The 25,043-nt window shown below is 63.2% G+C and carries 17 protein-coding genes and 1 pseudogene; 9 read left to right on the top strand and 9 right to left on the bottom strand.

The genetic code is table 11. The features are described from left to right. Positions 1–95: 95 nt before the first annotated feature. Complete coding sequence (locus tag SERRSCBI_RS14980) at positions 96–10,112, top strand: non-ribosomal peptide synthetase (RefSeq protein WP_042784939.1); 10,017 nt, start codon at positions 96–98, stop codon at positions 10,110–10,112. A gap of 130 nt (positions 10,113–10,242) precedes the next feature. Next, positions 10,243–11,232 (top strand): aldo/keto reductase, encoded by a 990-nt coding sequence (locus tag SERRSCBI_RS14975; protein ID WP_042784938.1) that lies wholly within the window; start codon positions 10,243–10,245, stop codon positions 11,230–11,232. On the opposite strand, the gene SERRSCBI_RS14970 is transcribed toward SERRSCBI_RS14975, so the two are convergent. Further along, positions 11,229–12,122 (bottom strand): LysR family transcriptional regulator, encoded by an 894-nt coding sequence (locus tag SERRSCBI_RS14970; protein ID WP_042785744.1) that lies wholly within the window; start codon positions 12,120–12,122, stop codon positions 11,229–11,231. The two genes, SERRSCBI_RS14975 and SERRSCBI_RS14970, sit on opposite strands and share 4 nt — an antisense overlap. 173 nt (positions 12,123–12,295) lie before the next feature. On the opposite strand from SERRSCBI_RS14970, the gene SERRSCBI_RS14965 reads away from it, so the two are divergent. Then, a complete protein-coding gene (locus SERRSCBI_RS14965) occupies positions 12,296–12,691 on the top strand; it encodes a cupin domain-containing protein (protein WP_025303382.1) in 396 nt (131 codons plus the stop codon). 6 nt (positions 12,692–12,697) lie between these two features. On the opposite strand, the pseudogene SERRSCBI_RS25380 reads toward SERRSCBI_RS14965, so the two are convergent. From SERRSCBI_RS25380 to gabD, 3 genes and pseudogenes are all read right to left on the bottom strand, one after another. Further along, positions 12,698–13,067, bottom strand: a pseudogene (locus SERRSCBI_RS25380) (glyoxalase superfamily protein). A 22-nt stretch (positions 13,068–13,089) separates the two neighbouring features. Further along, positions 13,090–13,503 carry a GyrI-like domain-containing protein gene (locus tag SERRSCBI_RS14955; RefSeq protein ID WP_042784937.1) on the bottom strand — a complete coding sequence of 138 codons (414 nt, stop codon included), beginning with the start codon at positions 13,501–13,503 and terminating at the stop codon, positions 13,090–13,092. Between the two features lie 99 nt (positions 13,504–13,602). Continuing rightward, complete coding sequence (gene gabD / locus SERRSCBI_RS14950; RefSeq protein ID WP_042784936.1) at positions 13,603–15,078, bottom strand: NADP-dependent succinate-semialdehyde dehydrogenase; 1,476 nt, start codon at positions 15,076–15,078, stop codon at positions 13,603–13,605. A gap of 211 nt (positions 15,079–15,289) precedes the next feature. Here gabD and SERRSCBI_RS14945 point away from each other — a divergent pair, with 211 nt between their 5' ends. Continuing rightward, positions 15,290–15,505 (top strand): glycogen synthase, encoded by a 216-nt coding sequence (locus tag SERRSCBI_RS14945; protein WP_042784935.1) that lies wholly within the window; start codon positions 15,290–15,292, stop codon positions 15,503–15,505. Positions 15,506–15,542: 37 nt separating this feature from the next. Here SERRSCBI_RS14945 and SERRSCBI_RS14940 read toward each other — a convergent pair whose 3' ends face one another. Further along, positions 15,543–16,457 carry a pyridoxamine 5'-phosphate oxidase family protein gene (locus tag SERRSCBI_RS14940; RefSeq protein ID WP_042784934.1) on the bottom strand — a complete coding sequence of 305 codons (915 nt, stop codon included), beginning with the start codon at positions 16,455–16,457 and terminating at the stop codon, positions 15,543–15,545. Between the two features lie 4 nt (positions 16,458–16,461). Next, positions 16,462–17,079 carry a glutathione S-transferase family protein gene (locus SERRSCBI_RS14935; protein ID WP_042784933.1) on the bottom strand — a complete coding sequence of 206 codons (618 nt, stop codon included), beginning with the start codon at positions 17,077–17,079 and terminating at the stop codon, positions 16,462–16,464. A 98-nt stretch (positions 17,080–17,177) separates the two neighbouring features. Between SERRSCBI_RS14935 and SERRSCBI_RS14930 the strand changes: the two genes are divergently transcribed. The 5 genes from SERRSCBI_RS14930 to SERRSCBI_RS14910 all read left to right on the top strand — a co-directional run bounded on the left by SERRSCBI_RS14930 (position 17,178) and on the right by SERRSCBI_RS14910 (position 22,071). Then, a complete protein-coding gene (locus SERRSCBI_RS14930) occupies positions 17,178–18,089 on the top strand; it encodes a LysR family transcriptional regulator (RefSeq protein WP_033643624.1) in 912 nt (303 codons plus the stop codon). A 147-nt stretch (positions 18,090–18,236) separates the two neighbouring features. Then, positions 18,237–19,034 carry an alpha/beta hydrolase gene (locus SERRSCBI_RS14925; RefSeq protein ID WP_042784932.1) on the top strand — a complete coding sequence of 266 codons (798 nt, stop codon included), beginning with the start codon at positions 18,237–18,239 and terminating at the stop codon, positions 19,032–19,034. 1 nt (position 19,035) lies between these two features. After that, the gene (locus SERRSCBI_RS14920) at positions 19,036–19,407 is read left to right on the top strand and encodes a RidA family protein (protein WP_033643621.1); all 372 of its coding nucleotides are present in this window, start codon (positions 19,036–19,038) and stop codon (positions 19,405–19,407) included. A gap of 58 nt (positions 19,408–19,465) precedes the next feature. Further along, positions 19,466–20,653 (top strand): amino acid aminotransferase, encoded by a 1,188-nt coding sequence (locus SERRSCBI_RS14915; protein WP_042784931.1) that lies wholly within the window; start codon positions 19,466–19,468, stop codon positions 20,651–20,653. A 20-nt stretch (positions 20,654–20,673) separates the two neighbouring features. Continuing rightward, on the top strand, positions 20,674–22,071 hold the full coding sequence (locus SERRSCBI_RS14910; protein ID WP_042784930.1) for an amino acid permease: 1,398 nt from the start codon (positions 20,674–20,676) through the stop codon (positions 22,069–22,071). A gap of 36 nt (positions 22,072–22,107) precedes the next feature. Here the strand turns inward: SERRSCBI_RS14910 and paaY are convergent, their stop codons facing one another. The 3 genes from paaY to paaK all read right to left on the bottom strand — a co-directional run bounded on the left by paaY (position 22,108) and on the right by paaK (position 25,041). Next, entirely contained in the window at positions 22,108–22,704 is a 597-nt protein-coding gene (paaY, locus tag SERRSCBI_RS14905; RefSeq protein ID WP_033643617.1) for a phenylacetic acid degradation protein PaaY, read from the bottom strand. 12 nt (positions 22,705–22,716) lie between these two features. Further along, on the bottom strand, positions 22,717–23,655 hold the full coding sequence (gene paaX / locus SERRSCBI_RS14900) for a phenylacetic acid degradation operon negative regulatory protein PaaX (RefSeq protein ID WP_042784929.1): 939 nt from the start codon (positions 23,653–23,655) through the stop codon (positions 22,717–22,719). 78 nt (positions 23,656–23,733) lie between these two features. Then, positions 23,734–25,041 carry a phenylacetate--CoA ligase PaaK gene (gene paaK, locus SERRSCBI_RS14895; protein ID WP_016927188.1) on the bottom strand — a complete coding sequence of 436 codons (1,308 nt, stop codon included), beginning with the start codon at positions 25,039–25,041 and terminating at the stop codon, positions 23,734–23,736. Positions 25,042–25,043 lie beyond the last annotated feature (2 nt).

Below are 25,043 nucleotides of genomic sequence, written 5' to 3'. Positions count from 1 at the left end.
GCCTAACAGCTCAATCGCATAACCATCACGTTATTTATGCCATGCATAAATATCTATTCATATATTATTGGAATATATTAAAAGGGAATTGATTCATGGGCGCGATCATCGCTTCACCCTATACCCACACGTTTTGGAATGAATACGTCCTTAATCCACACTCCTGCGAGTACAACCTGGTGCTGGATCAGACCATTGAGGGGGCGCTGGACGTCGATCGACTGCGCGCGGCGGTCGACGGGGTGTGCCGGGACTATATTCTGTTTCACCATGTCCTCGACGACAGCTCGCCGCAATTACGCTGGGTAAAGACGGAGAAGAAAATTGCGTTGGAAACGCTTGATGCCGATTGCGATGTCGGCAAATTAATCAATACGCCGTTCGATCTCCGGGAGGGGCCGCTGTGCCGCTTCTACCTGATTGAGCTGGCGCCGCAGCGCTATAATTTGATCATTGTCGTTCATCACATCCTGATCGACGGCCTGTCCGGCCAGGAGTTCTACAACGCCGTTTCCGCCTATTACAATCGCGGGGCTGCCGTGGCGCCGCCGCAGGCGGATGAAACGGACATTTGTCGATTGTACCGGCGCTATGAGGCGGATATCGCGGCGTTGAAGCAGGACTTCGCTTCCGCGTCATTCTGGGGCGACCGGTTGGCCGAATGCGCCCCGCGCGTAGCGTTGCCTTATCTCCCCGGTGAAGCCCCCGAAGCACCCGGCGCCGGCGAAGTGCGCTTTACGTTGCCGTTCGCCGAGTGGCAGGCGCTGAAATCCGGCGTCAGGTATGCCAACCCATTCCTGATATTCAAAACGCTGTGGGCGTTGCTGATCGCCCGGCAATCCGCGCAGGACACGGTGCATATCGGTTATCCCGTCGCGCCGGACGGCGGCGAGCCGCTGTTCTTCGGCGCCCAGGTCAACACCGCGGTGTTTCCCTTAACGCTCGCCCCGCAAGCCACGTTCAACCAGCTGTACCGCGCGACGCTGGCCTACAGCAAAGCGCTCAAGGCGACGGGCAAGCTGCGGCACAGCCAATTGCCGGTTTATGACATGCTGAACCTCAGCCCGGTGCGCGAGCTGAACGTCAATTTCACTCAGGCTTACCTGAAAGATGCGCCGCTGGCGCTTGACGGTTGCCGCATCGGCGTCAATCACCGTTACAACGTCGATCTGGCCGGTTCGGAACTGCTGCTGGAGTATCAGCCGACCGAGCAGGCCTTTGAGTTTCGCCTGCGTTATCGGCCCGATCTGTTCGACGCCACGCAAATGGCGGAGATGGCGGATCAGTATCTCGGGCTATTGCAGCGTGCGCTAGCCGAACCGGACGCGCCGATAGCCGCGTGGCCGCAGCTCACGGCGCAGCAGGTTTTACGCTGCCGCGACGCCTGGGAGAGCGAGCCGGACACGGCCGACCTAGGAGCGACACTGCTCGACGGCGTGGCTCGCCAGGTGCGCCGTCATCCGGAACGCATCGCCGTAACCGATGCCAACGGTTCGCTCAGCTACCGCCAACTGGCACAGCGCAGCGATCGCCTGGCAATACGGCTGAGGGAAGAATATCGCCGGTTGCGCGGCGCCGCCATGCCGCCAGAGACGCTGATCCCGCTGTATCTGCAGCGCAGCGCGGAAGCGGTGGTGGCGATGCTGGCCATCATGAAGGCGGGCGGTGCCTATGTGCCGCTGGATCCCGCGGCGCCGGCGCAGCGCCTGGAATATATTCTGCAAGAGGTGAACAGCCCCATCGTCCTGACGGAAAGCGCATTGCAAGGGGAGGCGCGGCGTCTGGCGCCGGACGGCGTTTGCCTGGCGGCGGATGAATCGCTTGCCGATGCGGATGCCGCGAGCCTGCCGAATGTCGAAGCCCGGCAATTGGCCTACGTGATTTACACCTCCGGCACCAGCGGGCGGCCGAAAGGCACGCTGTGTGAACACCGGGGCGCGGCCAACATGGTGCGGGGCCATACGCAGCGTTTGCTGCGCAATGAATCGGGCGCGCTCAACTGCCTGCAGTTCGCGTCGCTGGCCTTTGACGCGCACGTGTTTGAAGTGTTCATGGCCCTGAGCAACGGCCACCGGCTGTTCATCGCGGGCGAGGCGCAGCGGCGCGATCCGGCGCTGTTGTGCGGCCAAATGGCGGCCTGGGGCATCGAAGCCTGTTTCCTGCCGCCGGCGCTGCTTGGCACCTTGCCAGACCTGCCGGCTTCGGTGCGCTATCTCGCGACCGGCGGCGAGGCGACCGCGCAGGAGGCGCTCGACCATTACCTGGCCTGCGGCATGCAGGTTGCCAATCTGTACGGCCCGACCGAGGCTTCGGTCAGCGCCAGTCTGAATATCTATCGCCGCAACGGCGCGCGCAATATCGGCCACGCCATCGCCAATATGCGTTGTTATGTGGTTGACGAGCATGACAATCTAATGCCGCTGGGGGCGGAGGGCGAGCTGTGTCTGGCCGGCGCCGGCCTGGCGCGCGGATACCTGAACCTGCCGGCGCTGACGGAAGCCGCATTCGTCGCCAATCCTTTTGAACTGCGCGAGCCTTACCGGCGCCTGTACCGCACCGGCGACCGGGTACGGCGCTTGGCCGACGGCAGCCTGGACTATCTCGGACGACACGACCAGCAGATCAAGATCAACGGCTATCGCATCGAGTTGGGCGAGATCGAAATGCAGCTGCGCGCGCTGCCCGAGGTGGCCGAGGCGGTGGTGACCCTGCGCCCCGGCACGACGGACCAACTGGCGGCCTGGTATGTGCCGAAGCCCGGCGCGACGCCGCAGGCCGGCGACCTCTTGCAACGCCTGGCGGCGCAGCTGCCGCATTATATGTTGCCGTCGGCGCTGTCGGCGCTGTCGGCGCTGCCGCTGACGGTGAGCCGCAAGGTCGATTACCGGGCATTGCCGGAACCACTGCCGGTCGAGCGGCAAACGGCGTTTCGCCAACCGGGCACGCCGCTGGAGACTCAGCTTTCTACACTGTTCAATCGGCTGCTGGGCGGCCATGTCGGCATGGACGACAACTTCTTCCGCCTCGGCGGCAACTCCATTATGGCCATCAGGCTGTGTCACGAAGTGAATAAATTGCCGGGGGCGAAGATCTCGGTGCTGACGTTGAATCAGCATCCGACGGTGGCCGCGCTGAGCGAGCATATCGCCGCTCAACGGCAGGCGCCGTCGGATGAGCCGCCCATCCTCCCCGGCGAGCTGCGGGAGGGGCCGCTGTCGCTTCAGCAGTCGCGATTGTGGTTTGTTCAGCAACTGTCGGCGGACGCCACGCACTATCTGTCGCCGGTGCTGCTGCGGCTGGCGCCGGACATCGATGACCAACGTTTTGCGGACTGTCTGCAGGCGATCGTCGAGCGCCACCAGATCCTGCGTAGCCTGATTCGCCAGAATGAGCGGGGCGAAGCCAGCCAGTGGGTCAGCGACGCCGTGCTGCCGGTGCCTTTGCTGACGGTGAGCAGCGCTGAGTTTGACATGGCGCTGGCGCAGGCCTGCAGCCGGCCGATGGATTTGACGCGCGAGCTGCCGCTGCGCGCCACGCGCTATCGTTACCGCGATGCGGCGGGCGGGGAAACGGCCGTTTGTCTGTTGGTGTTCCATCACATCGTCTTTGACGGTTGGTCGCTTGAGGTGCTGCTGCAGGAGCTGGACGCGCGCTATCGGGGAACGTGGCGTAAGGCGACAGAGCCGGCGCTGCAATACCTCGACTATGCCTGCTGGCAACACGCGCCGGAAAATGTGCAGCGCCGGGCCGACGAATTGGCCTTTTGGCAACGAGAGCTGGCGGGCTGGCAGCCGCTCTCGCTGCCGGTGGATTTTTTGCGGCCGGCGGTCTTCGACGTACGCGGCGACAACAGCGAAGTGCCGCTGCCGGCGGCGCTGGTGAAGGCGCTGGAGGCGTTGGCGCGCCGAGAGGGCGTGACGCTGCATGCCGTGATGCTGGCGGGGTTCATGCTGTTGCTTGCCCGCTACAGCGGTCAGAACGATGTCATGGTGGGTACGCCGCTGGCGAACCGCAATCGCCCTGAGCTGGGGAATCTGATCGGGTTCTTTGTCAATACGCTGCCTTTACGCCGGCAGATCGACCCCCGTCAGGGCGTTGCCGAGTTTGTGCGAGAGGTTGCGGCCACGACGCTGCGGACGCAGCAGCATCAGACGCTGTCGCTGGAGGCGCTGGTGGACGCTCTGGCGCTGCCGCGCGACTTTTCGCGGCATCCGCTGTTCCAGGTCATGTTCGCGCTGGAGGGCGAGAGCGGCGCACCGGCGCGTCCGGACTGGCTGTCGGTGGTCGATCTGAGCGCGGATGAGCGCACTGCCAAGTTCGATCTGACGCTCACGCTGACGCCGCAGGGGGAGCAGATGCGCGCGCGCTTCAACTTCGCGTCGGCGCTGTTCAGCAAAGCGTCGATGGATCGGTTGGCCGGCTACTATCTCGCCCTATTGCAACAGATGGCGCGCCACGATGACTGGCCGCTGGAAAATATTCGTCTGCAGCCGCAGAGCCCGGCGCTGCCTGCGGCGCCGGCCTTTAGCTATGCGTTTGAACGCTGCCTGCAACAGGATTTCGTGCGGCATGCGCAGCGCAATCCGCAGGCCGTCGCGGTGATCGACGCGCAGGGGGAAATGACGTACGGCGAACTGCACGAGGCGGCGTTAACGCTGGCCACTCAACTGCGTGTGCAGGGCAAGATGACCGGCGACGCCATCGCCGTCGTCGCCGACAAGGGGCGCCGGCAGCCGATCGCCCTGTTGGCGGCGCTGATGTGCGGCAAGGCGTTTTTGCCGATGGAGGCGACATGGCCGCCGCAGCGGCGGCTGAAGGTGATGGCGCAGGCCGGCATCAATACGTTGCTCAGCGATGTGCCCTGGGCCTGCGACGAAATCAACCTGGTCGAACTGAATGCCGGCGGGCTGGCGGCGCAGTTGCCGCTGCCGGAGAGGCGTCTGCCGGCGGTGGAGGCCAGTCCTGACAGCCTGGCCTATATCATTTTCACTTCGGGCTCGACCGGCACGCCCAAGGGCGTGGCGATCGAACATCGCAGCGCGGTGAACATGCTGGAAGGCGTTCGGCGGTATTTCGGGTTCAACGAGCGGGATCGCAGCCTGGCGCTGAGCGCGTTGAGCTTCGATCTGGCGATCTTCGATATTTTCAGCCCGTTGAGCGCGGGCGGCGCGGTTGTGATGCCGGCCGAGCGAGATCGGGTCAATCCGCAAGCCTGGTATCAGCTGATGATGACACATCGAGTGACGCAATGGTTGAGCGCACCGGCCCTGATGGAGCTGTTGCTGGACTATGTAAACGGCACGGGGCTGGCGGCCGGGCCTGCGCCGGCGCTGCGGGCGGTGATGGTGGGGGGCGACTGGATCGCCACCTCGCTGCCGGAACGCTGCCTGGCCTGGGCGCCGCACGTCCGCTTCTGCAGCGCCGGCGGCGCTACGGAGGCGGCGATCTTCACCATGCTGTATGAGGTGCCGCGAGGCGAGAAAATTCGCTCGGTCAGCATCCCTTACGGTAAACCGTTGCCGCACCAGCGTTGCTACATTCTGGATGCCGGACGACGGCCCGCGGCGCCGGGCGTGCGCGGGGAGATCTATCTGGCCGGTGAAGGGTTGGCGCGCGGGTATTACGGCGATCCGCAACGCACCGCCGAGAGTTTCTTCTGGCATGAGGAGCTGCAGGAGCGGGTGTATCGCACCGGCGACGCGGGCCGGTGGCTCGAGGACGGCAATGTGGAGTTCCTGGGGCGTCTCGATCAGCAGGTCAAGCTGAACGGCTACCGCATCGAGCTGGGTGAAATAGAGCATGCCGCGCTTGCCTATCCGGGGGTGACCGCCTGTTGTTGCGTGCTCGTCACCGACCCTCAGCCCTGTCTGGCCGCTTACTTCGTTGCCGATGAGGCGATCGCCCCGCAGGATTTGGCGCAGCATTTGAGCAGCCAACTGCCTCCTTACATGGTGCCGCAGGCGCTGATGCAGCTGGCACAGCTGCCGCTGACCGAAAACGGCAAGATAGCCCGACAGGCGTTGCCGCCGCCGAAAAGGACGGCGCGCGAGTTTGTCGCGGCGCAGAACGAGCGGGAGAACGCTTGCCTGGCGGTGTGGCGCGATCTGTTGCAGCGGCAGGATATCGGCGTGGAGGACAATTTTTTCTCGCTGGGCGGCAATTCCCTTCTGGCGATCCAGGCCTGTTACCAGATCGGTCAGCGGTTGGGGAGCGAGGTGACGTTGAGCGAGCTGGGCCGGTTCCCGACGATCCGTTCATTGTGCCGTGCGTTGCTGCGGCAGGGGGAGGGCGCCGCGCCGATGTCGATCCCGCCGCTGCGGCAACGCGAGTATCCGCTCTCCGCCTCACAGCTGCAGCTGTGGTTTATCGAGAACCTGAACGGCGGCGGCAATCTTTATCATGTGCCGATGCTGTTCCGTCTCGGCGAGGAGGTCTGTCTGACGGCTTACGAGCGCAGTCTGCAGGCGGTCGTCGCCCGGCATCAGGTGTTGCACAGCCTGATTGCCCAGAAGCCGTCCCAAATTGCCGTCGCCCGGGCCTGTGAACAAACGCTTTCGCTGGAGCGCGTGGCGCTGGAGGCGGCGCGCTGGCCGGACAGACTGCGGCAGGATATCGATCGGCCGTTTGCCTTGGAGGCGGAGTTGCCGATCAGAGCGAGCGTTTACCAGGTGGTGCAGCCTGATGGCGGGCGGGTGACTTACAGCCTGATCCTGGTGCACCACCTGGCGTTTGACGGCTGGTCGCAGCCGGTGCTGCTGCAGGAGTTGGATGCGCTGTATCAGGCGCAGCGGCAAGGGCGGGAGGCTGAGCTGGCGGCGTTGCCGTTGCAATATGGCGACTATGCCGTCTGGCAGCGGCGCTGGCTGGACTCCGCGTTGGCGGATGAGGCGAAAGCGTATTGGCGACAAGCGCTGGATGGGTGGCAGGCGCTGGAGATGCCGCTCGATTTCGTGCGGCCGGCGCGCTTCGATCATCGCGGCGCCAATCACGTCATCGCGCTGCCGGAGGCCCTGACGATGCAGGCGGCGCAGTTCGCCCGGCGGCAAGGCGTCACGCCGTTTGCGCTGTATCTTGCGGCCTTTAATCTGCTGCTCGGTTACTTCAGCGGCCAGCAAGACATTCTGGTCGGCACGCCGGTCGCTAACCGGCCGGTGGCGGAGATCCGCTCGGCGATCGGATTCTTCGTCAATACGCTGCCGTTGCGCTCGCAAATAGACGATGCGGCGTCGCTGAACGATTATGTGCATCGGGTCTTTGATGGCGTGCTGCAGGCGCAGCGGCATCAGAATTTACCGTTGGATCAGTTGATTGAGCTACTGCAGGTGCCGCGCGATCTGTCGCGCCATCCGCTGTTTCAGACGCTGTTCGCGCTGGAAGAGGCGGGTGAAGCGCCAGCCTGGCTGGCGCCGCAGGATCTGTTGACACACTATCAGGCGGCCAAATTCGATTTGACGCTGAGCATACAGTCGGCGCCGCAAGGCGGCAGGGCGATCTTCAACTATGCCACCGCCCTGTTTGCACCGGCCACGCTGGCGCTGTTGGGTGAGTATTATCTGACGATCCTCACGCAGATCGTCAATCACGGGGAGCAGCGCGTCAGTCAGTTGGCGCTGGTATCGGCGAGTGAAACGGCGCGGCAGCGCGCCTTCCGTCAATCCTGTCCGCCGGCCTACGATTTCGAACGCGCCATCCATCATGATTTTATCCGTCAGGCCGAGCGCGATCCGCAGCGGGTGGCGATCGTCGATGAATGGGGTGAGCTGAACTACGGTGAGCTGTATCGGCGTGCGTTGGCGCTGTCGTTGCAGCTGCGCGAGCATGCGGATATGCGCGCCGACACCATCGCGGTGATGGTGGACAAAGGGCGGGCGCAAATCATTGCGGTGCTGGCGATCCTGATGGCCGGCAAGGCCTATTTGCCGCTGGACGGCGCCTGGCCGGAACGCCGCCGCCTGGATATCGTCGCGCAGTCGCAGACCCGGATTATCCTCAGCAGCCGGGCGTGGGCGGCCCACGGTAACGCCAGACTGTTGACGATCGATCCGCAAGGTGCGGTCAACGCGTTACCGCCGGCGGCGCCGGGTGAGCCGGTCTTGCCGGCGCCTTCCGCGCTGGCCTATGTAATTTTCACCTCCGGTTCTACCGGCACGCCGAAAGGGGTGGCGATAGAACATCGCGGCGCGGTGAACAGCATCATCGATACCTTGCACCAGCTGGAACTCGGCGCGGACGATCGCGGGTTGGCGCTCAGCGCGCTGAGCTTCGACATTTCGGTGTTCGATATTTTCGGCCTGCTGTCGGTGGGCGGCGCCATCGTGATGCCGTCCGAAACCGAACGCTATCAGACGGAGGCGTGGCATCGGTTGTTGATGACTCAGGGGGTGACCTTCTGGAATTCCGCGCCTTCGGTGATGACGCTACTGGTGGAGCAGTTGGAGTCCGACGCGTCGCAGGCGCAGTGGCCGCATTTGCGCAATGTGGTGCTGGTGGGCGAGGTGATCTCGCGTTCACTGCCGGCGCGCATTCGCCAATGGCGGCCAGGGTGCCGGGTCGTCAGCGCCGGGGGCGCGACCGAAAGCTCCATTTGGTCGATTTTGTACGACATTCCGGAAACGCCGATCCTGGCGCCCAGCGTGCCTTATGGCCGGGCGATGGCCCATCAGCGTTTCTATGTGCTGGATCGCCATCTGCGCGTGTTGCCGCCCTGCTTACCGGGGGAGCAGTACATCGGTGGGGCCGGCGTGGCGCGCGGCTATTACCGCAATCCGTCGCTGACCGAGGAAAAATTCATCTACCATCCGGAACTGGGGGAGCGGCTTTATCGCACCGGCGATGCCGGGCGCTATTTGCCGGACGGCAATCTGGAGTTCCTCGGCCGTATGGATTTTCAGGTGAAAATCAATGGCTACCGCGTCGAGCTGGGGGAGGTCGAGCAATGTGCGCTGGCGTTCGGCGCGATCAAATCCTGCTGCGCCGTGGTGCTGTCAGAGGCGCATCGGCAGCGTCTGGCGCTGTATTACGTCAGTGAGGCGCCGCTGGAGGAGTCGGCGCTGCTGGCCTTTATGAGCGGGCAATTGCCGCTATACATGCTGCCTGCGGCGCTGGTGCGGCTGGAAGCGTTGCCGTACAACTCCAGCGGCAAGCTGGATCGCAAGGCGTTGCCGGCGCCGGCGGCGAATGAGCCGCAGGCCTATGTCGCTCCCGCGAACGCGCTGGAGCGGCAGTTGTGCGCATTGTGGCAGGAGGCGCTGCAGTGCGAGCAGGTCGGCATGACGGACGATTTCTTCCTGCTGGGCGGCACCTCGATCAAGGCGATCTCCCTGTGCGTCGGCATGGGGGCGCTGATGGCCGCGCCGGTGCCGGTGGTGCAGCTGTTGCAAAGCCGCACCCTGAAAAATCTGCTGGCCGCCAACGAGCGCCGTTTGGTCATGCCGCTTAACCGCCGGACAGACGGCGTGCCCACTGTGTGGATGATCCACCCGGCGCTGGTGGGCGCGGAGGCGTTTCATGCTTTCGCTCAGCCGTTGCAAGGGCGACTCAATTGCTATGGCGTCGATAACCATAATCTTTACCATCAACCGACCATCGACTCGCTCGGCGAGCTGGCCGAACGGTATTTGAACGACATGATTGCCGCCGGCCTGCTGCAAGACGCCGGGCCGGTGCGCATTCTCGGGTGGTCGCTGGGGGGCATCATCGCGCTGGAGATCGCCGCTCGCCTGGAGGCGCGCGGCTGCCGTAACGTGCGGCTGTATCTGCTGGACAGCTTCTATCGGCAGACCACGGCGGAGCTGCCGCTGGAGCAACTGCTGCCTGCGCTGGGCATCGAGGGGGAGGCGGCGACACGCGCCATGGCCGCCGGGCAGGCGGAGCGGCGGCTGTCAGAGGGAAGGCTGAGCCGCCGATTGCAGACCACGAAAGTGACGCTGTTCAAGGCGATGGAGGGTAACCCGCAGTTGCCGGAAGCGGTCACGGCGCCGCTGCTGGCGCTGGAAGATAATGGGCTGGGCGCGGTTTGCGCGCAGCTCAAGATTATCCCGCTGGCTTGTCACCACCATAATATCTTGCAGTGTGAGGAGGCGATCGGCAACGTACTCAATGAAGGGATCTGATTCATGAGCCAGGCTCATAAGCCCAAGCGTATTTCGCCCCATAGTCATGGCGGTAGTCGCGTTTTACAGTCATCACACCGGAACGGCTCCGCGTCAGGCGGGGCCGGTATCAATCAGTGGGAGAGTGAAGATGCAAACACGCAAGTTGGGGTGCGAAGGGCTGGAAGTATCTGCGTTGGGGTTGGGCTGCATGGGGCTGAGTTTTGGCTACGGCCCGGCCACCGACAAACGGCAGGCGATCGAACTGATCCGCGCCGCGGTTGACGAGGGCGTGACGCTCTTCGATACCGCCGAGATTTATGGTCCGTTCACGAACGAGGAATTGTTGGGCGAAGCGCTGGCGCCGGTGCGCGATCGGGTCGTCATCGCCACCAAGTTCGGTTTCGATCTGCCGCAGCCGGCGGGGCAACAGGTGTTGAACAGCCGTCCGGAGCATATTCGCCAGGCGGTGGAAGGCTCGTTGAAGCGCCTGCGGATAGAGACGATCGATTTGCTGTATCAGCACCGCGTCGATCCCGAGGTGCCTATCGAGGAGGTGGCCGGTACGGTGCAGCAACTGATTCGCGAAGGGAAAGTAAAGTATTTCGGCCTGTCGGAAGCCGGCGCGCAAACCATTCGGCGAGCTCACGCGGTGCAGCCGGTCACGACGCTGCAAAGCGAATATTCGCTGTGGTGGCGCGAGCCGGAGCGTGAAATCTTGCCGACGCTGGCAGAGCTGGGCATCGGTCTGGTGCCGTTCAGCCCGCTCGGCAAGGGCTTTCTCACCGGCGCCATTACCGAGGACACCACCTTTGACAGCGGCGATTTTCGCAACGTGGTGCCGCGCTTCAGCGCCGAAGCGCGCCGGGCCAACCAGGCGCTGGTGGATGTGCTGGGGCAGATAGCGCAGCGCAAGGCCGTGACGCCGGCGCAGATCGCTCTGGCCTGGCTGCTGGCGCAGCAGCCGTGGATCGTGCCGATCCCGGGAACCACCAAGCGTCACCGGCTGGAAGAAAACCTCGCGGCGGCGGCGGTCACGTTGGCGGCGGACGAACTGGGTGAGATTGAGCGTGCGCTCTCCGCTATCGACGTGATTGGCGATCGCTACCCGGCGCATCTGCAGAAAAACGTCGGGCGTTAAGCCCCGCGCCGCAGCGCCTCAATCAGCAGCGCAAAGGCGGTGGTGTGTTGCCTGCGGCTTGGATAATAGAGGTAATAACCGGGAAACGGCGGACACCAGTCGTCCAGCGCCATCTGCAACCGCCCGTCGGCCAGCGGCTCGGCGACGGTATCTTCCGGCACAAAGGCGATTCCGAGGCCGAGCTGCGCGGCGTCGATTCGCTGGCGCAGGCTGTTGAAGGTCAGTTGCCCCTCCACCCGCACTTTGATCTCCCGGCCATCGCGGGCAAATTCCCAGGCGTACAGCCCGCCGAGGGTGGGCAGGCGCATGTTGATGCAGCGATGGTTTTGCAGCGCTTGCGGCGTAGCGGGGAGGCCGTAACGGGCGAAATAGTCAGGGGAGGCGACGGGCACCATGCGCATATCCGGCCCGATGCGCACCGCGACCATGTCCTTCGCTACCTGTTCCCCCAGCCGAATGCCGGCGTCGAATCGCCCGGCGACGATGTCGGTCAGGCTGTTGTCGACGGTGATTTCCACGTTGATATCCGGGTAATCGACGAGAAAAGTGCGCAGCACCGGCCATAGCACCGCATCCACCGCGTGTTCGCCGGCGGTGATGCGGATGTTGCCGGCGGGCCGATCGCGCATTTCACCCAGCGCGTTCAGCTCGTTTTCTATCTCCGCAAAGCGTGGACCAATGCTGTTGAGCAACCGCTCACCGGCCTCGGTGGGGGCGACGCTGCGAGTGGTGCGCGTGAGCAAACGCAGCGCCAGGCGTTCTTCCAGGCCGCGAATAGCGTGGCTGAGCGCCGATTGGGAAACCCCAAGCTGTGCCGCCGCTTTGGTGAAGCTGCGCTCCCTGGCCACCATCAGGAAAGCGATCAGATCGTTAAAGTTTTCTTTCAACATATCGGCACCGAAGAGGAGGGTGAGCGCACTGTCGCGCGTAGATTTATGAATTGAGCTCATAGCTCCTTGCGCATTCTACCCGCTAGTCGCCGGAAAAGCATGGCGCTATCTTGACATCACTCACTCATGATTATCAGCGCCGGCTGTGAGATCCGGCGCGGAGGACACGACAGATGAAAATACAACGCAGCGGTTCTATCCCATCACAGCGCGGTTCGGCGGATTACTTTACCGGGCAGGTACGCATCGACGCGCCGTTCGCCGGTGATGCGCCGGCTAGGGTGGGCGGCGCGACCGTCACCTTCGAACCCGGCGCCCGCACGGCATGGCATACGCATCCGCTCGGCCAGACGCTGATCGTCACTCAGGGGCGCGGGTGGATCCAGATGTGGGGCGAGAAGACGCAGGAGATGCACCCCGGCGATATCGTTTGGATACCGGCCGACGTCAAACACTGGCACGGTGCGACACCGGACACCGCCATGACCCATATCGCCATCGCCGAAGCGGTGGACGGCAGCCCGGTGACCTGGCTGGAGCCGGTCAGCGAGGCGGAATATCGGCCATAACGCCGATCAGGCCGAGGGGCTCTGTTCGCAAAACCGCAGCCGGTTGCCGAACGGATCGGTGAGGTTGAGCTCTTTGCCCCAGTCGACAACCTCCAGCCCCGGCCGGGCATAGCGGTAGTTTTTGGCCGTGAGCTCCCGGTGCAGCGCGTCGATATCGTGCACCGGGATGAAAAATGGCGGCACCGGGCGTGCTGTCGCCGTAGTGTTCGCTCAGGTGCAGCGTCAGCCCGGCGCGGGTCACCTGCATGTACAGCGGCAGGTCTTCGCTGAAACGGTGCTCCCACGCCAGCGTGAAACCGAGAAAATCCAGATAAAACTCTTTGGCCTTGTCGACTGAAAAGATACGCAAAATCGGAATGGCGGGGGAGAGCGTCATCATTGTTGACCTCACTGTCGCGTTAGCGGCAGCCGATATGGATATCGACCGCGTCGGGGCCGGTATAGGCTTCGAAGTCGGTCAGGAAGCGACGTTCGATTTCCGGGTGTTGCTCGAAGTAGCCCCAGATGGTTTGCCAGCCTTCGATGACCGCCGCCGGCATGGTGCCTCGGGCCTGGAACACCAGATAGCGGCCAGGTTGGATGTGCAAACCGCTCTGTGCCTCACTGCCGGCGGTGACATCAAACGGCCCGCTGGCATCGGAGGCGTAGTTGGAGTAGACCCCGTAAACCGGCATGGCGGGCGAGGTGGCGAAAAAGTCTGACCACAGCGCCGGGATTTTAGCCGTCTCGGGCTGGGTTTCGTCCTGATTGGTGGTTCTGATTGTCTGGCCGGCGACGTAAAAACCGGGCAGGTGTACCGTGAAGGGCTGCATAGAGGCAATTCCTTTTAACCGCTGAAAAGAGGCCTAAAGGTAGCAAAGGCTGCCCAAAACCGCCAGACAGGGCCCCCGCAGGCGCGGGTGCCCCTCACATCAGGCATCCAAACCGCCGAGGCACAGGTATTTGATTTCGAGATAGTCTTCGATGCCGTATTTTGAGCCTTCACGGCCCAAACCGGAGTGTTTCATGCCGCCGAACGGCGCCACTTCGGTGGAGATCAGCCCTGCGTTGATGCCGACAATACCGTACTCCAGCGCTTCGGCCACGCGCATCACCCGGCCGATGTCGCGGCTGTAGAAGTAAGCGGCCAGGCCGAACGGCGTGTCGTTGGCCAGTTCGACGGCGTCGGCTTCCTGGCTGAAGCGGATCAGGGGCGCCACCGGGCCGAACGTCTCCTCGCGGAAGATTTTCGCCGTGCGCGGCACGTCGGTCAGGATGGTCGGGCTGAAGAAATTGCCGCCCAGCGCGTCAGGCTTGCCGCCCAGCAGCACCGAAGCGCCGTGCTCGACGGCGTCGGCGATATGCTCGCGCACTTTCTCCACCGCATCCGGGTTAATCAACGGGCCTATGGTGACGCCGTCATCCAGGCCGTTGCCGACTTTCAGCTTGGCGACGGCGGCTTTCAGTTTGGCGGCGAAGGCATCGTATACGCCGTCTTGCACCAGAAAACGGTTGGTGCAGACGCAGGTCTGGCCGGCGTTGCGGTATTTCGAGGCGACCGCGCCGGCCACGGCGGCATCCAGATCGGCGTCGTCAAACACGATAAACGGCGCGTTGCCGCCCAGCTCCATGCTGGTTTTCTTGATGGTGGGCGCACACTGGGACAGCAGCTGCGCCCCCACTTCGGTGCTGCCGGTGAAGGAGAGTTTGCGCACGTCCGGGTTGGCGGTGAGTTCGCCGCCGATGCCTTTGCTGGGGCCTGTTATCACGTTGCACACCCCGGCGGGCAACCCGGCGCGCTCCGCCAGCACGGCGATCGCCAGCGCCGAGAACGGCGTTTGGCTGGCGGGGCGGATCACCCCGGTGCAGCCGGCGGCCCAGCCGGGGCCGGCTTTACGGGTGATCATCGCCGCCGGGAAGTTCCACGGGGTGATGGCGGCGAACACGCCGATCGGCTCTTTTTGCACGATGATGCGGCGACCGGCCTGCGGCTGTGGAATGGTGTCGCCATACACCCGCTTGCCTTCCTCGGCGAACCATTCGATAAAGGAGGCGGCATAGGCGATTTCACCGCGGCTTTCGGCCAACGGTTTGCCCTGTTCCGCCGTCATGATGCGCGCCAGATCTTCCTGATTTTCCATCATCAGCTCAAACAGCCGCCGCAGCTTGCCGGCGCGCTCTTTGGCGGTCAGCGCGCGCCAGGCGGGCAGCGCTTTTTTGGCGGCGGCGATGGCGCGAGCGGTTTCTTCGGCGCCGAAGGCCGGCACGTGGCCGATCCGCTCGCCGTTGGCGGGGTTATGAATGGCGATCGTGCGGCCTTCCTGGGCCGGCAACCATTGCCCGTCGATGTAATTGGCCTCGCGGAACAGCGTGGGATCCTTGAGGGTGGCGCGGATACTGATGCTCATGAGTCTCTTCCTTTGCTGAGTTCAACGGAGTGGTCTATTCCATACGGCTACCCTTTACCCTAGCAAACTTTGCCGCCGCCGTTTGCCAACGCGACGACAAGATGGCCGTTTTCTCACTGCGCATCTTCTGTACAAAAAATATCCGCCGTCGGGTCGATACTGAAAGAGCAGGCATATGACCCTTTTCGATGTGATTAAAAGGAGTGTGCGAATGATGAAATCAGTAGACAGACATTTCGCGGCCTACGGCAGCGAAATGGATTTTTTGGCGTCGAGCATCGCCCTGATGGAATGGCAAGGGCGGCAGATTGACGCCGGGCAGGTGGCCGGCAATATGTCGGAGCAGCAAAGCCGCCTGTTCTTTGCGCGGTTGAATTATTTTCGTCAGCTTTATCAGGCCGCATCGGCGGCCGAACACAGCCTGTAATTTCCGATCCAGCCCCGCCGCCGCGGGGCTTTTCATTTCAGCGGTGCCACACCCCGGTCGCCAGCGTCGCAGGCGAATACTCCAGATTGCGCCCTCGCCACGGCAGCGCCGCCGCAAAACGCCAGGCGCGGCGCACGTCAAATCGCCAATAGCGTTCCGCCCCTTCGACGCAGGGATGGCCGTCAGCCTGCCAGAGGATTTGCGTTTCCCCCTGCAGATGCAGCACGTCGCCGCGATCGAAATCGATGAACAGCAGCGCCGCCCGCGGTTCGGCCAGCAGATTGCCCAACGTGTTCATGTAGCGGTTGCCGCGAAAGTCCGGCATCCACAGCGTGTCGCCTTCCAGATGGATAAAGCCGGGGCGGCCGCCTCGATGGGAAATATCCACGCCGCCCTGCGCCAGTGCCAGGTGTGCGCAGCTGGCGACGAAGCAGGTGTCCGCGGCGCGGATCAGCGCCTGCGCCGCCGCATCCAGCACGGCCAAATGCTCAACCGGCTGCGGCCGGCTGTCCACCGGGTAGAGTTCGCGGCGCTGAATGTACTGCGGGCAGTTGCCGAAGCTTTGCTGAACGAGAATTTCCACCCGGTTTTTGTCGGTGCGGCCGATGGCGCCGTTGGCGCGGTTGCGCCGCCGGTTGCTGAAATCCAGCCCCAGCGCACCGACCGGTTTGCCCGGCAGCAACAGCGCCTGGGCGGGATCGTCGCTGCGGCGCGGCGCGCTGATGCGTAAATGCGTGTCGTCCGGCGTGCGTAAAAATCCGGGCGGGCCGGTGAACAGGGTGGCGATGGGCCAGCCTTGTTCATCCAGCGTGGCGACAAACAGGTAGGGCAGCGCGGCGAAAAACGCGCGGTGCTGATCCGGCATCGCGGGGTAGATGCCGCCGCCTACGCCGCCAAACCCGGCCAGCGTCTGTGCGCGCAGCTCATCGGGATGGAACAGTTGCGGGATCATGGCGTCAGCTCCCCGCCGGTTCCGGCAGGGCCGGCATGGCAAAGTAGCCGGGCAGTACAGCGATGCGCGCCGCCCAGCGACGTATCGCAGGGTAAGGCGACAGCGAAATGCCGCCTTCAGCCGCGACCGCCACGTAGCTGTGGCAGGCCAGATCGGCGATGGTGGGGTGTTCGGTGGCCAGGTAGTCCCGCTCGCTCAGATGCTGTTCCATCTGCGGCAGGAAACGATCGCTGACCGCCCGCGCCGCCTGATAGTCCTCCGGCACGGCGAATTGGGCGATCAGTCGGCAGGCCGCCGGGCCGTACCGGACTTCACCGGCGGCTTTGGAAAGCCAGGTCTGCACTCGCGCCGCCGCGGCCGGCTGTTCCGGCAGCCAGTGGCTGCCCGGCGCATAGCGCTTCACCAGATAGACCAGAATGGCGTTGCTGTCGGCCAGCGTCAGATCGCCATCCTGCAAGACCGGGATCTGGCCGAACGGGTTGAGCCGGCGGAAGGCTGCGCTCTGCCGTACGTCCGCCGAGGCTTCGACCCATGCATAGGGCAGCGCCAGCATGCGCAGCAGCAACGCCACGCGATGAACGTGGCCGGAAAGCGGGGTGCCGTAGAGTGTGATGGTGGACATGGCGTTTCTCCTCAGTGCTTTTTGTCAGCATACTCTTGCGTTGAACGAGCGAAATCAGGCAATGTGGAAATTGATAATTTCACTTTTCGGAAGAATCTATGGATCGGTTAGACGAGTTGGCGATTTTCGTGGCGGTGGTGCAGCAAGGCAGCCTGGCGGCGGCCGGGCGCAAACTGCGGCGTTCGGCGCCGGCGATCACCCGGGCCATCGCCGCGCTGGAACAGCGTTTCGGCACCCGATTGGTGGAGCGCACGACCCGGCGGCTGGCGCCCACCGAAGCGGGCGCGCGGCTGTTGGAGCGCGCGCAACGGCTGCTGCAGGATTATCAGGCGGTGGTACAGGATACCGCCGAAGCGCAGCTGAGCGGCTTGCTGCGCGTTACCTCGCCGGTGCAGTTCGGCCGCCGGTACGTGGCGCCGGTGGTGATGGCATTTCTCGATGATTACCCGCAGATGCAGATCGAAATGGTATTGAACGATCGCAATCTCGATCTGATTGACGAAGGGTTGGATATCGCGGTGCGCATCGGTCATCTCCAGGACTCTTCCCGCGTGGCGCGGCGCCTGGGGCAGGTCAGCCGGGTGACGGTCGCCAGCCCGGATTACCTGGCGCGCTGCGGTGAACCGCGATCGCCGGCGCAGCTGGCGGAGCACGCCACCATCGTCGGCACCCAGCGGCCGTCGCTGCGCGAATGGCGCTTCGGCCCGCAGGAAAACGGCGAGCGCGTGCGATTGACGCCCCGGCTGTTGCTCAACGACGTGGAAGCGCAACTGCTGGCGGTGCGCGCCGGCAAGGGCGTCGCCCGGTTGCTCTCGTATCAGGTGGCGGACGATTTGGCCGCCGGCACGCTGGTGCGGCTGTTGACGGATCATGAGCCGTTGCCGATGCCGGTACAGCTGGTGGCGCAGCAGGCGCAGCACATGCCGCTGAAGGTGCGCGCCTTTTGGGATTATGCATTTGAACGGCTCAGCGCCTTGCCGCAAATTCAGCTGGACGGGCGGGGGAAATAAACGCAAAAAGTTTCATGGGTTAAACTTTTTCATTATTCATCAGGTTTTATTTTACCGGGCGCGCATTGCTGATGCGCCCGTCTTGACAATAATTTTGTCGGTGCTAATAGTTAATTCACATCTTAAATAATAAACGAAGTTTAATATATGAAACCACTTGCGGGGAGTTATGACAACGGCGCCACGGTGGATAATGAAGCGGCTATTTTGACTTCATTTCAAACCCGCAGCGCGGCTGTTTATAAACAGACGCGCCATGAAAATAATATTGCTTATGGCAACGGGGAACGTGAAAAATTTGATTGGCTCTATTCTGCAAAGCAGCATCAGGGGACGTTAATTTTTATTCACGGCGGCTATTGGCAATTTTGCGATAAGGCGGATTTCGCCTTTATCGCCGCCGGGCCGCTGGCGTTGGGTTTTGACGTGGTGTTGGTGGAATATGCGCTCGCACCGGCGGTGGATCTCGACGAAATATGCCGACAGATCGGAATGGCACTGGATGCCATTCAGCGCCGCCTGCCGCCGCACTACGCCCATCCGGTTTATCTGTGCGGCCATTCCGCCGGCGGGCAGTTGGCGGCGCTCTGGCAGCAGCATGCGTTGGTGGATGCCGTCTTTCCCATCAGCGGCCTGTTCGAGCTGGCGCCGCTGCAACAAAGCTATGTCAATCGGGCGCTGCAGTTGACCACGCGGCAAATTGAAACGCTCAGCCCGGCGCGCCGCCTGCCGACGCGCGGCAAGCCGCTTACGCTGTATTACGGCGCATTGGAGCTGCCGGAACTGAGAGGTCAGTCGCAACACTATCATGCGGCGCTGCGCCAACGCGGGCTGCCGGCTGAACTGGTCGCGGTGCCAGGCGCCAACCATTTCACCATCCTGGATGCGTTGTTCGCCGCCGACGGCGCGCTGCTTCGCCAACTTGACCACCACGGGAACCACTGACATGCGCGAGATTGTAGAGACCGGGCTGCCGGATATCGGCCAGCCTTTTTCCTGGGCCACCCGGGGCGGCGGCATGCTGTTTACCGCCCACGGCCCGGTGCGGGCGGACGGCAGCATCGACACCGGCGCGCCGGAGCGACAGATTGCGCTGACCTTCGATAACCTGGCGCAGACGCTGAAGGCGGCGGGCAGCCACAGCGATAAGGTGCTGCAGGTGATCGTGTATCTTACCGACGTTAACGACGTTAAATGGCTCGATGATATTTACCGGAAATACTTTAATTATCCTTATCCCAATCGCTCCACGGTTATCGTCGAGAAATTGGTGGTGCCCGGAATGAAAATAGAAATTACCGTCAGCGCCATCGCCTGATTTAATTTCTCCTTAAGCCTGTCTTCATATTAATTCAATAACGAGTTAAGGATGCGTCATGTTTAAACAGATTGCACCTTCCGCCGCCGATCCTATTATGTCGCTGATGGAAGCCTATTTGCAGGATCCCAATCCACAAAAAGTGAATTTAGGCATTGGGCTGTATTACGATCGGCAGGGGAATATTCCGCTGATGCGCGCGGTTGAGGCGGCCGAGCAGCGGTTGCTGGCGCTGCGCCGCCCGCACGGTTATCCGCCGATCGAAGGTTCGCCGCAGTTCGCCCGCCAGGTGCAGGCGCTGCTGTTCGGTGAGCAACAGGCGGCCGAGATCGCCACGGTGCAGACCGTCGGCGGCTCCGGCGCGTTGAAGCTGGCGGCGGATTTTTTGCGCCACTTTCTGGCGCGCGGTGAAATCTGGGTGTCCGATCCTACCTGGGCCAATCATTGGGCGATTTTCGAAGGCGCCGGGCTGCGGGTGAATACCTATCCCTACTTTGATGAAGCGGCGGGCGGCCTGCGTTTCGCCGCCATGCTCGACGCGCTGGACAGCCTGCCGCCGGGCAGCGTGGTCTTGCTGCACCCTTGTTGCCACAACCCAACCGGCACCGATCTGACGGCGGAGCAGTGGCGCGCCACGCTCGCCGTGCTGCAACGACGCAGCCTGCTGCCGCTGTTCGACATCGCCTATCAGGGCTTCGGCGACGGGCTGGAGGAAGACTGCTTTGCATTGCGCGAAGCGCTGAAAACCGATCTGCCGTTTTTGGTCTGCAATTCGTTTTCCAAAAACGTCGCGCTGTACGGCCAGCGTCTGGGCGCGCTGTCGGTGCGCTGCGCCGACGCGGAAAATGCCGCCAACGTCAAAGGGGCGTTAAAAACGCTGATCCGTCGCAGCTACTCCTGCCCGCCGACGCACGGCAGCCAGATCGTGGAAACCCTGCTTGGCGACGCCGAACTCGGCGAGCTTTGGCGCGATGAGCTGGCGGAAATGCGCTCACGCATCAAGCAAATGCGTGAACAGCTGGCCGCCGGGCTGGCGCAGGGCGGCTCTTCGCTGGAGCACCGGCGCATTCGCGAGCAGCGCGGCATGTTCAGCTATACCGGCCTGAACGAAGCTCAGCTGCAGACCCTGCGGCAGCGCTACGCCATCTATCTGGTCTCGCCCGGCCGCATGTGTCTGCCGGGGCTTAACCCCGGCAACATCGACTATGTGACCGCCGCGATCCTCGACGTCACCCGTACCGCCTAACTCCGCCCGGGAGCACAGCCATGCCACAGATGAATGATTTTGAGCATATCGCCCGCCGCCAGGGCGGGTTGAACAAGCATCTTACCGCCGGGCAGATGTCGATGCTGGCGATCGGCGGCGCCATCGGCACCGGGCTGTTTCTCGGCAGCGCCTACGCCATTCAGATGGCGGGGCCGTCGGTATTGCTGAGCTACCTGATCGGTGGCGTCATTGCGCTGCTGCTGATGGGCAGCCTGGCGGAAATGACCTCCGAACACCCGACGCCCGGCTCGTTCGGCGACTACGCCGAATTCTATCTCGGCCCGCTGTTCGGTTTTCTGGTGCGTTACTCTTACTGGTCTTGCGTGGTGCTGGCGGTGGGCACCGAAGTCACCGCCATCGGCATGTACATGCAGTTCTGGTTCCCGGCGACGCCGACCTGGCCGTGGGTGCTGCTGTTCTCGGCGGCGGTGATCGTTGTTAACGTGATCGGCGTGAAATCGTTCGGCCAGGTGGAATACGCGCTGTCCACCGTCAAAGTGACGGCGATCGTGGCGTTTATTCTGATCGGCATCGGCATTCTGGCGTTCTCGGGCAACCCGGCCTACGGCCTGCGCAACCTGACCGCCGGCGGCTTTATGCCGTTTGGCGTCAAGGGCATGTGGTTCGCGGTGATCGTGTCCATCTTCAGCTACCTGAGCATTGAAATGATCGCGGTGGCCGCCGGCGAGGCGAAGAATCCGGTGATTGCGGTGAAGGCGGCGTTCAAGGGCACCATCGTGCGGCTGTTCATCTTCTACATGCTGTCGATCGCCCTGATGCTGGCCATCGTGCCCTGGCGCCAGTCCGGCACCGGCGAAAGCCCGTTCCTGATGGCGATGAACGTGATCCATCTGCCCGCCGCCGCCGGTATTTTCAACTTTATCGTGCTGGTAGCGGCGCTGTCGGCAATGAACAGCCAGCTGTATATCACCACTCGCATGATGTTCTCGCTGTCGCGCGCCGGGCAGGCGCCGGCGGCGTTGGGGCGCGTCAGCCGGCGCGGTATTCCGGTCAATGCGCTGGCGATGTCGTGCATCGGTATCGTGGTGTCTATCGTGCTGAGCCTGGTGGCGCCGGAAACCTCGTTCGCCGCCATGATGTCTATCTCGGTGTATGGCGCCTGCTTTACCTGGCTGATGATTTTCGTCACCCACCTGTTCTTCCGCCGCCGGCATCGGCAGACCCACCTGAAATTTCGCATGTGGGGCTTTCCCTATACCACCTTGCTCGGCGCCGGGCTGATGGCGGCGTTGATGATCTCGACGGCGTTTACCGAATTCTTCCGCATGACGCTGTGGTTCGGTATTCCGTTCACTTTGCTGCTGGTGGCGGCTTATCACTTCCAGAGCCGCCGCGCGGCTACGCCGTCGCCGTTCAAGGCGCCGGAAGTGGAGTAATGAGAGGGGACTGAGGCGCGCCTTCAGCCCCTGAGACTAAAGCTGGCTTTTCGGGATCAGGTGGTCGCCGAAGCTCAGGCGCCGGCGGCCCGGTTCGATTTCGGTCAGCGGCGCCACTTCGTGCAGCGAGGATTTGCAGCGCTGCACCAAATCCTGATACTCGCGGGTGCCGGCGATCTTCCAGGCCAGCTCCTGTTCGGTCAGATCGCGCAGCACGCGCGCCGGGCTGCCGACCACCAGCTTGTTGGCTTCGATCACCGCCGCGGCTTTGACGAACGCCATCGCGCCGACGATGGTGTTCTCGCCGATCTCCGCACCGTCCATCACCACCGCGTTCATGCCCACCATCGCGTTGCGGCGAATGCGGCAGCCGTGCAGGATGGCGCCGTGGCCGATATGGCCGTCTTCTTCCACCACCGTGTCCTGCTGCGGGAAGCCGTGCATCACGCAGTTGTCCTGAATGTTGGCGCCGTCGCAGATCACCAGGCGGCCAAAATCGCCGCGCAGGCTGGCGTTCGGGCCGATATACACGTGTTTGCCGACGATCACGTCGCCAATCAGCACCGCCGTCGGGTGCACGTAACTGCTGGGGTCAACGACCGGCGTCAGGCCGTCAATCTGATACACAGGCATAGCGTGAGTTCCTTAATATGTAGGGTCGCGCGGTAGGCCGCCGAAGCGCCGATAGTAGCCGGCGGCCGGCGCGGGCAGGGCGCCGATGGTGGTCTCCGCCAGCGCGCTGACGTAGTCCGTCGCGGCGCGATCGACCTGCTGATAGAGATTGATGCACAGATTGCGGGCGATCTGGCCCTCCCACTGGGCGGGCAGCAGCGCGTCCGGCAGCAGCGGATCTTTCAACACCACGCGACGGAAGAAGTGAATCAATAATAGCTTAATCTGGAAACAGCGCAGCGGCGTCAGCGCCGCCGGGTCGACTTCGCGCAGCAGCGCCATCAGCGGCCGGAAAGAGACGATAAACTCATGATAACCGGCCGCCACCTCGCTCAATGACCAGCAGTCGGCCACCAGTTTCTGCAGCGTTTGCTCGGAGCGGTTGTAGGGGTAATCGGCGCGGAAGTAGATCACCTGCTCGCTGGCGTTCAATTCGCCGAGCAGCGCCGTCACGTCGGTTTGCGCATGGGTGGGGGCGGCCATCAGGTTGTTGGCGATCTGCCCGAACCCGAGCCAGCCCAGCTCTTTTTTCAGCCGCGCGCGCGCGTTTTTTTCGGCGCATTCCAGCAGCAACAGCTCCCATTTGCCGTCCCAGGCGGGCTGCTCGCGCAGATAGATCTTCGATTCGGCGTGGCGGAACTGGCGCATTCCCTGCTCGGTCACGCGGTAGAAGCTGCGGCGGCCGATTTTCTCCACCGCCAGCCACCCCTCTTTCTGCAGGCGGAACACCGAGGTGCGCACGAAGCGATCGCCGAAACCGAAGGCCTCCAGCAGCGCGCTCAGGCTGCCGAGCCACACTTCGCCGCCGCGGTGGCTGAGCGCGTCGCCGTACAGCGAAATGATCAGCGACGTGCCGCTGATCGGCTGCGCGTCGACGGCATGGCGAATGAACTCATCCAGTTTATGTTCCATATTTTTCCATGGGTTAGCCTTCGATGAGCCACAACATTACCATAATTTGGGGCGGCGTCATCCGTGACGCCGTGCGTCTCAGCGCGGCCGCAGATCGACCACGCGCTGCGCCTTGCCTTCCGAGCGCGGAATATCGCCGCAGTTGGCGATGCTGACGTCGGTGCTGACGCCCACGATCGATTTGATGTGGTGGCGCAGCTGGTGGCAGATATCGCAACGCTGCTGATGGCTGAGGCTGAGCGCCGATTCTTTCAGCTCGACGCGCACCGCCAGCGTGTCCAGATGCCCGCTGCGGCTGACCTGCAGTTGATAGTGCGGCGACAGCTGCTCGAACTGCATGATCTGTTCTTCCACCTGCGACGGGAAGACGTTGACGCCGCGGATGATCAGCATGTCGTCGGAGCGGCCGGTGATCTTGCCCATGCGGCGCATCTGGCGCGCGTCGCCCGGCAGCAGCCGGGTGAGATCGCGGGTGCGGTAGCGGATCACCGGCAGCGCCTCTTTGGTCAGGGTGGTGAACACCAGTTCGCCGTGCTCGCCGTCCGGCAGGGCGATGCCGGTCTCCGGGCAGATGATCTCCGGCAGGAAGTGGTCTTCCCAAATGGTGGGGCCGCCGCCGCTTTCCAGACATTCCATCGCCACGCCCGGCCCCATCACCTCCGACAGGCCGTAAATATCCAGCGCCTTGATGCCCATGCGGGTTTCGATTTCGTGGCGCAGGGCTTCGGTCCAGGGTTCGGCGCCGAACACGCCGAGCCGCAGCGAGCAGCCGCGCGCGTCGCCGCCCATTTTGCGCTCCAGTTCATCGATCAGCGTCAGGCAGTAGGACGGCGTCACCATGATGATGTCGGGTTTGAAATCGAGGATCAGCTGCGCCTGGCGTTCCGTCTGGCCGCCGGACATCGGGATCACCGTGGCGCCGAGCCGCTCCGCGCCGTAGTGCGCCCCCAGGCCGCCGGTAAACAGGCCGTAACCGTAGGCGACGTGCACCTTGTCTTTGGCGGTGGCGCCGCCAGCGCGCAGGCAGCGGGCGACGATATCGGCCCAGTTATCGATGTCGCGCTGGGTGTAGCCCACCACCGTCGGGCGGCCGGTGGTGCCCGAGGAGGCGTGGATGCGCACCACCTGTTCCATCGGCACCGCGAAGGTGTCGAACGGGTAGTTGTCGCGCAGATCCTGCTTGGTGGTGTAGGGGAAGCGCGCCAGATCGCTCAGCTGCTTAAGATCGTCCGGGTGTACGCCCGCCTGATCGAACTTGCGCTTGTACATCGGCACATTGTCGTAGGCGTGGTGCAGCGTCCACTTCAAACGCGCCAACTGCAACGCTTCAATCTCATCACGCGAGGCGAATTCGATCGTTTCGAGGGGCTGTGGATTTATTGTCATGG

Origin of the sequence: Serratia sp. SCBI, from assembly GCF_000747565.1 — a bacterium.
GTDB classification, from domain to species: Bacteria; Pseudomonadota; Gammaproteobacteria; order Enterobacterales; family Enterobacteriaceae; genus Serratia; species Serratia ureilytica.
Note: the sequence above shows the minus strand (reverse complement) of the source record. Positions and strands in the feature narration are given on the sequence as shown.

Excerpts from the sequence above, each read along its gene's own strand:
- SERRSCBI_RS14910 (WP_042784930.1), top strand. The coding sequence starts at position 20,674 with ATGCCACAGATGAATGATTTTGAGCATATCGCCCGCCGCCAGGGCGGG.
- SERRSCBI_RS14925 (WP_042784932.1), top strand. The coding sequence starts at position 18,237 with ATGAAACCACTTGCGGGGAGTTATGACAACGGCGCCACGGTGGATAAT.
- SERRSCBI_RS14915 (WP_042784931.1), top strand. The coding sequence starts at position 19,466 with ATGTTTAAACAGATTGCACCTTCCGCCGCCGATCCTATTATGTCGCTG.
- gabD (WP_042784936.1), bottom strand. The coding sequence starts at position 15,078 with ATGAGCATCAGTATCCGCGCCACCCTCAAGGATCCCACGCTGTTCCGC.
- paaX (WP_042784929.1), bottom strand. The coding sequence starts at position 23,655 with ATGGAACATAAACTGGATGAGTTCATTCGCCATGCCGTCGACGCGCAG.
- SERRSCBI_RS14935 (WP_042784933.1), bottom strand. The coding sequence starts at position 17,079 with ATGTCCACCATCACACTCTACGGCACCCCGCTTTCCGGCCACGTTCAT.
- SERRSCBI_RS14920 (WP_033643621.1), top strand. The coding sequence starts at position 19,036 with ATGCGCGAGATTGTAGAGACCGGGCTGCCGGATATCGGCCAGCCTTTT.
- SERRSCBI_RS14970 (WP_042785744.1), bottom strand. The coding sequence starts at position 12,122 with ATGTTGAAAGAAAACTTTAACGATCTGATCGCTTTCCTGATGGTGGCC.
- paaK (WP_016927188.1), bottom strand. The coding sequence starts at position 25,041 with ATGACAATAAATCCACAGCCCCTCGAAACGATCGAATTCGCCTCGCGT.
- paaY (WP_033643617.1), bottom strand. The coding sequence starts at position 22,704 with ATGCCTGTGTATCAGATTGACGGCCTGACGCCGGTCGTTGACCCCAGC.
- SERRSCBI_RS14955 (WP_042784937.1), bottom strand. The coding sequence starts at position 13,503 with ATGCAGCCCTTCACGGTACACCTGCCCGGTTTTTACGTCGCCGGCCAG.
- SERRSCBI_RS14975 (WP_042784938.1), top strand. The coding sequence starts at position 10,243 with ATGCAAACACGCAAGTTGGGGTGCGAAGGGCTGGAAGTATCTGCGTTG.
- SERRSCBI_RS14930 (WP_033643624.1), top strand. The coding sequence starts at position 17,178 with ATGGATCGGTTAGACGAGTTGGCGATTTTCGTGGCGGTGGTGCAGCAA.
- SERRSCBI_RS14980 (WP_042784939.1), top strand. The coding sequence starts at position 96 with ATGGGCGCGATCATCGCTTCACCCTATACCCACACGTTTTGGAATGAA.
- SERRSCBI_RS14940 (WP_042784934.1), bottom strand. The coding sequence starts at position 16,457 with ATGATCCCGCAACTGTTCCATCCCGATGAGCTGCGCGCACAGACGCTG.
- SERRSCBI_RS14965 (WP_025303382.1), top strand. The coding sequence starts at position 12,296 with ATGAAAATACAACGCAGCGGTTCTATCCCATCACAGCGCGGTTCGGCG.
- SERRSCBI_RS14945 (WP_042784935.1), top strand. The coding sequence starts at position 15,290 with ATGATGAAATCAGTAGACAGACATTTCGCGGCCTACGGCAGCGAAATG.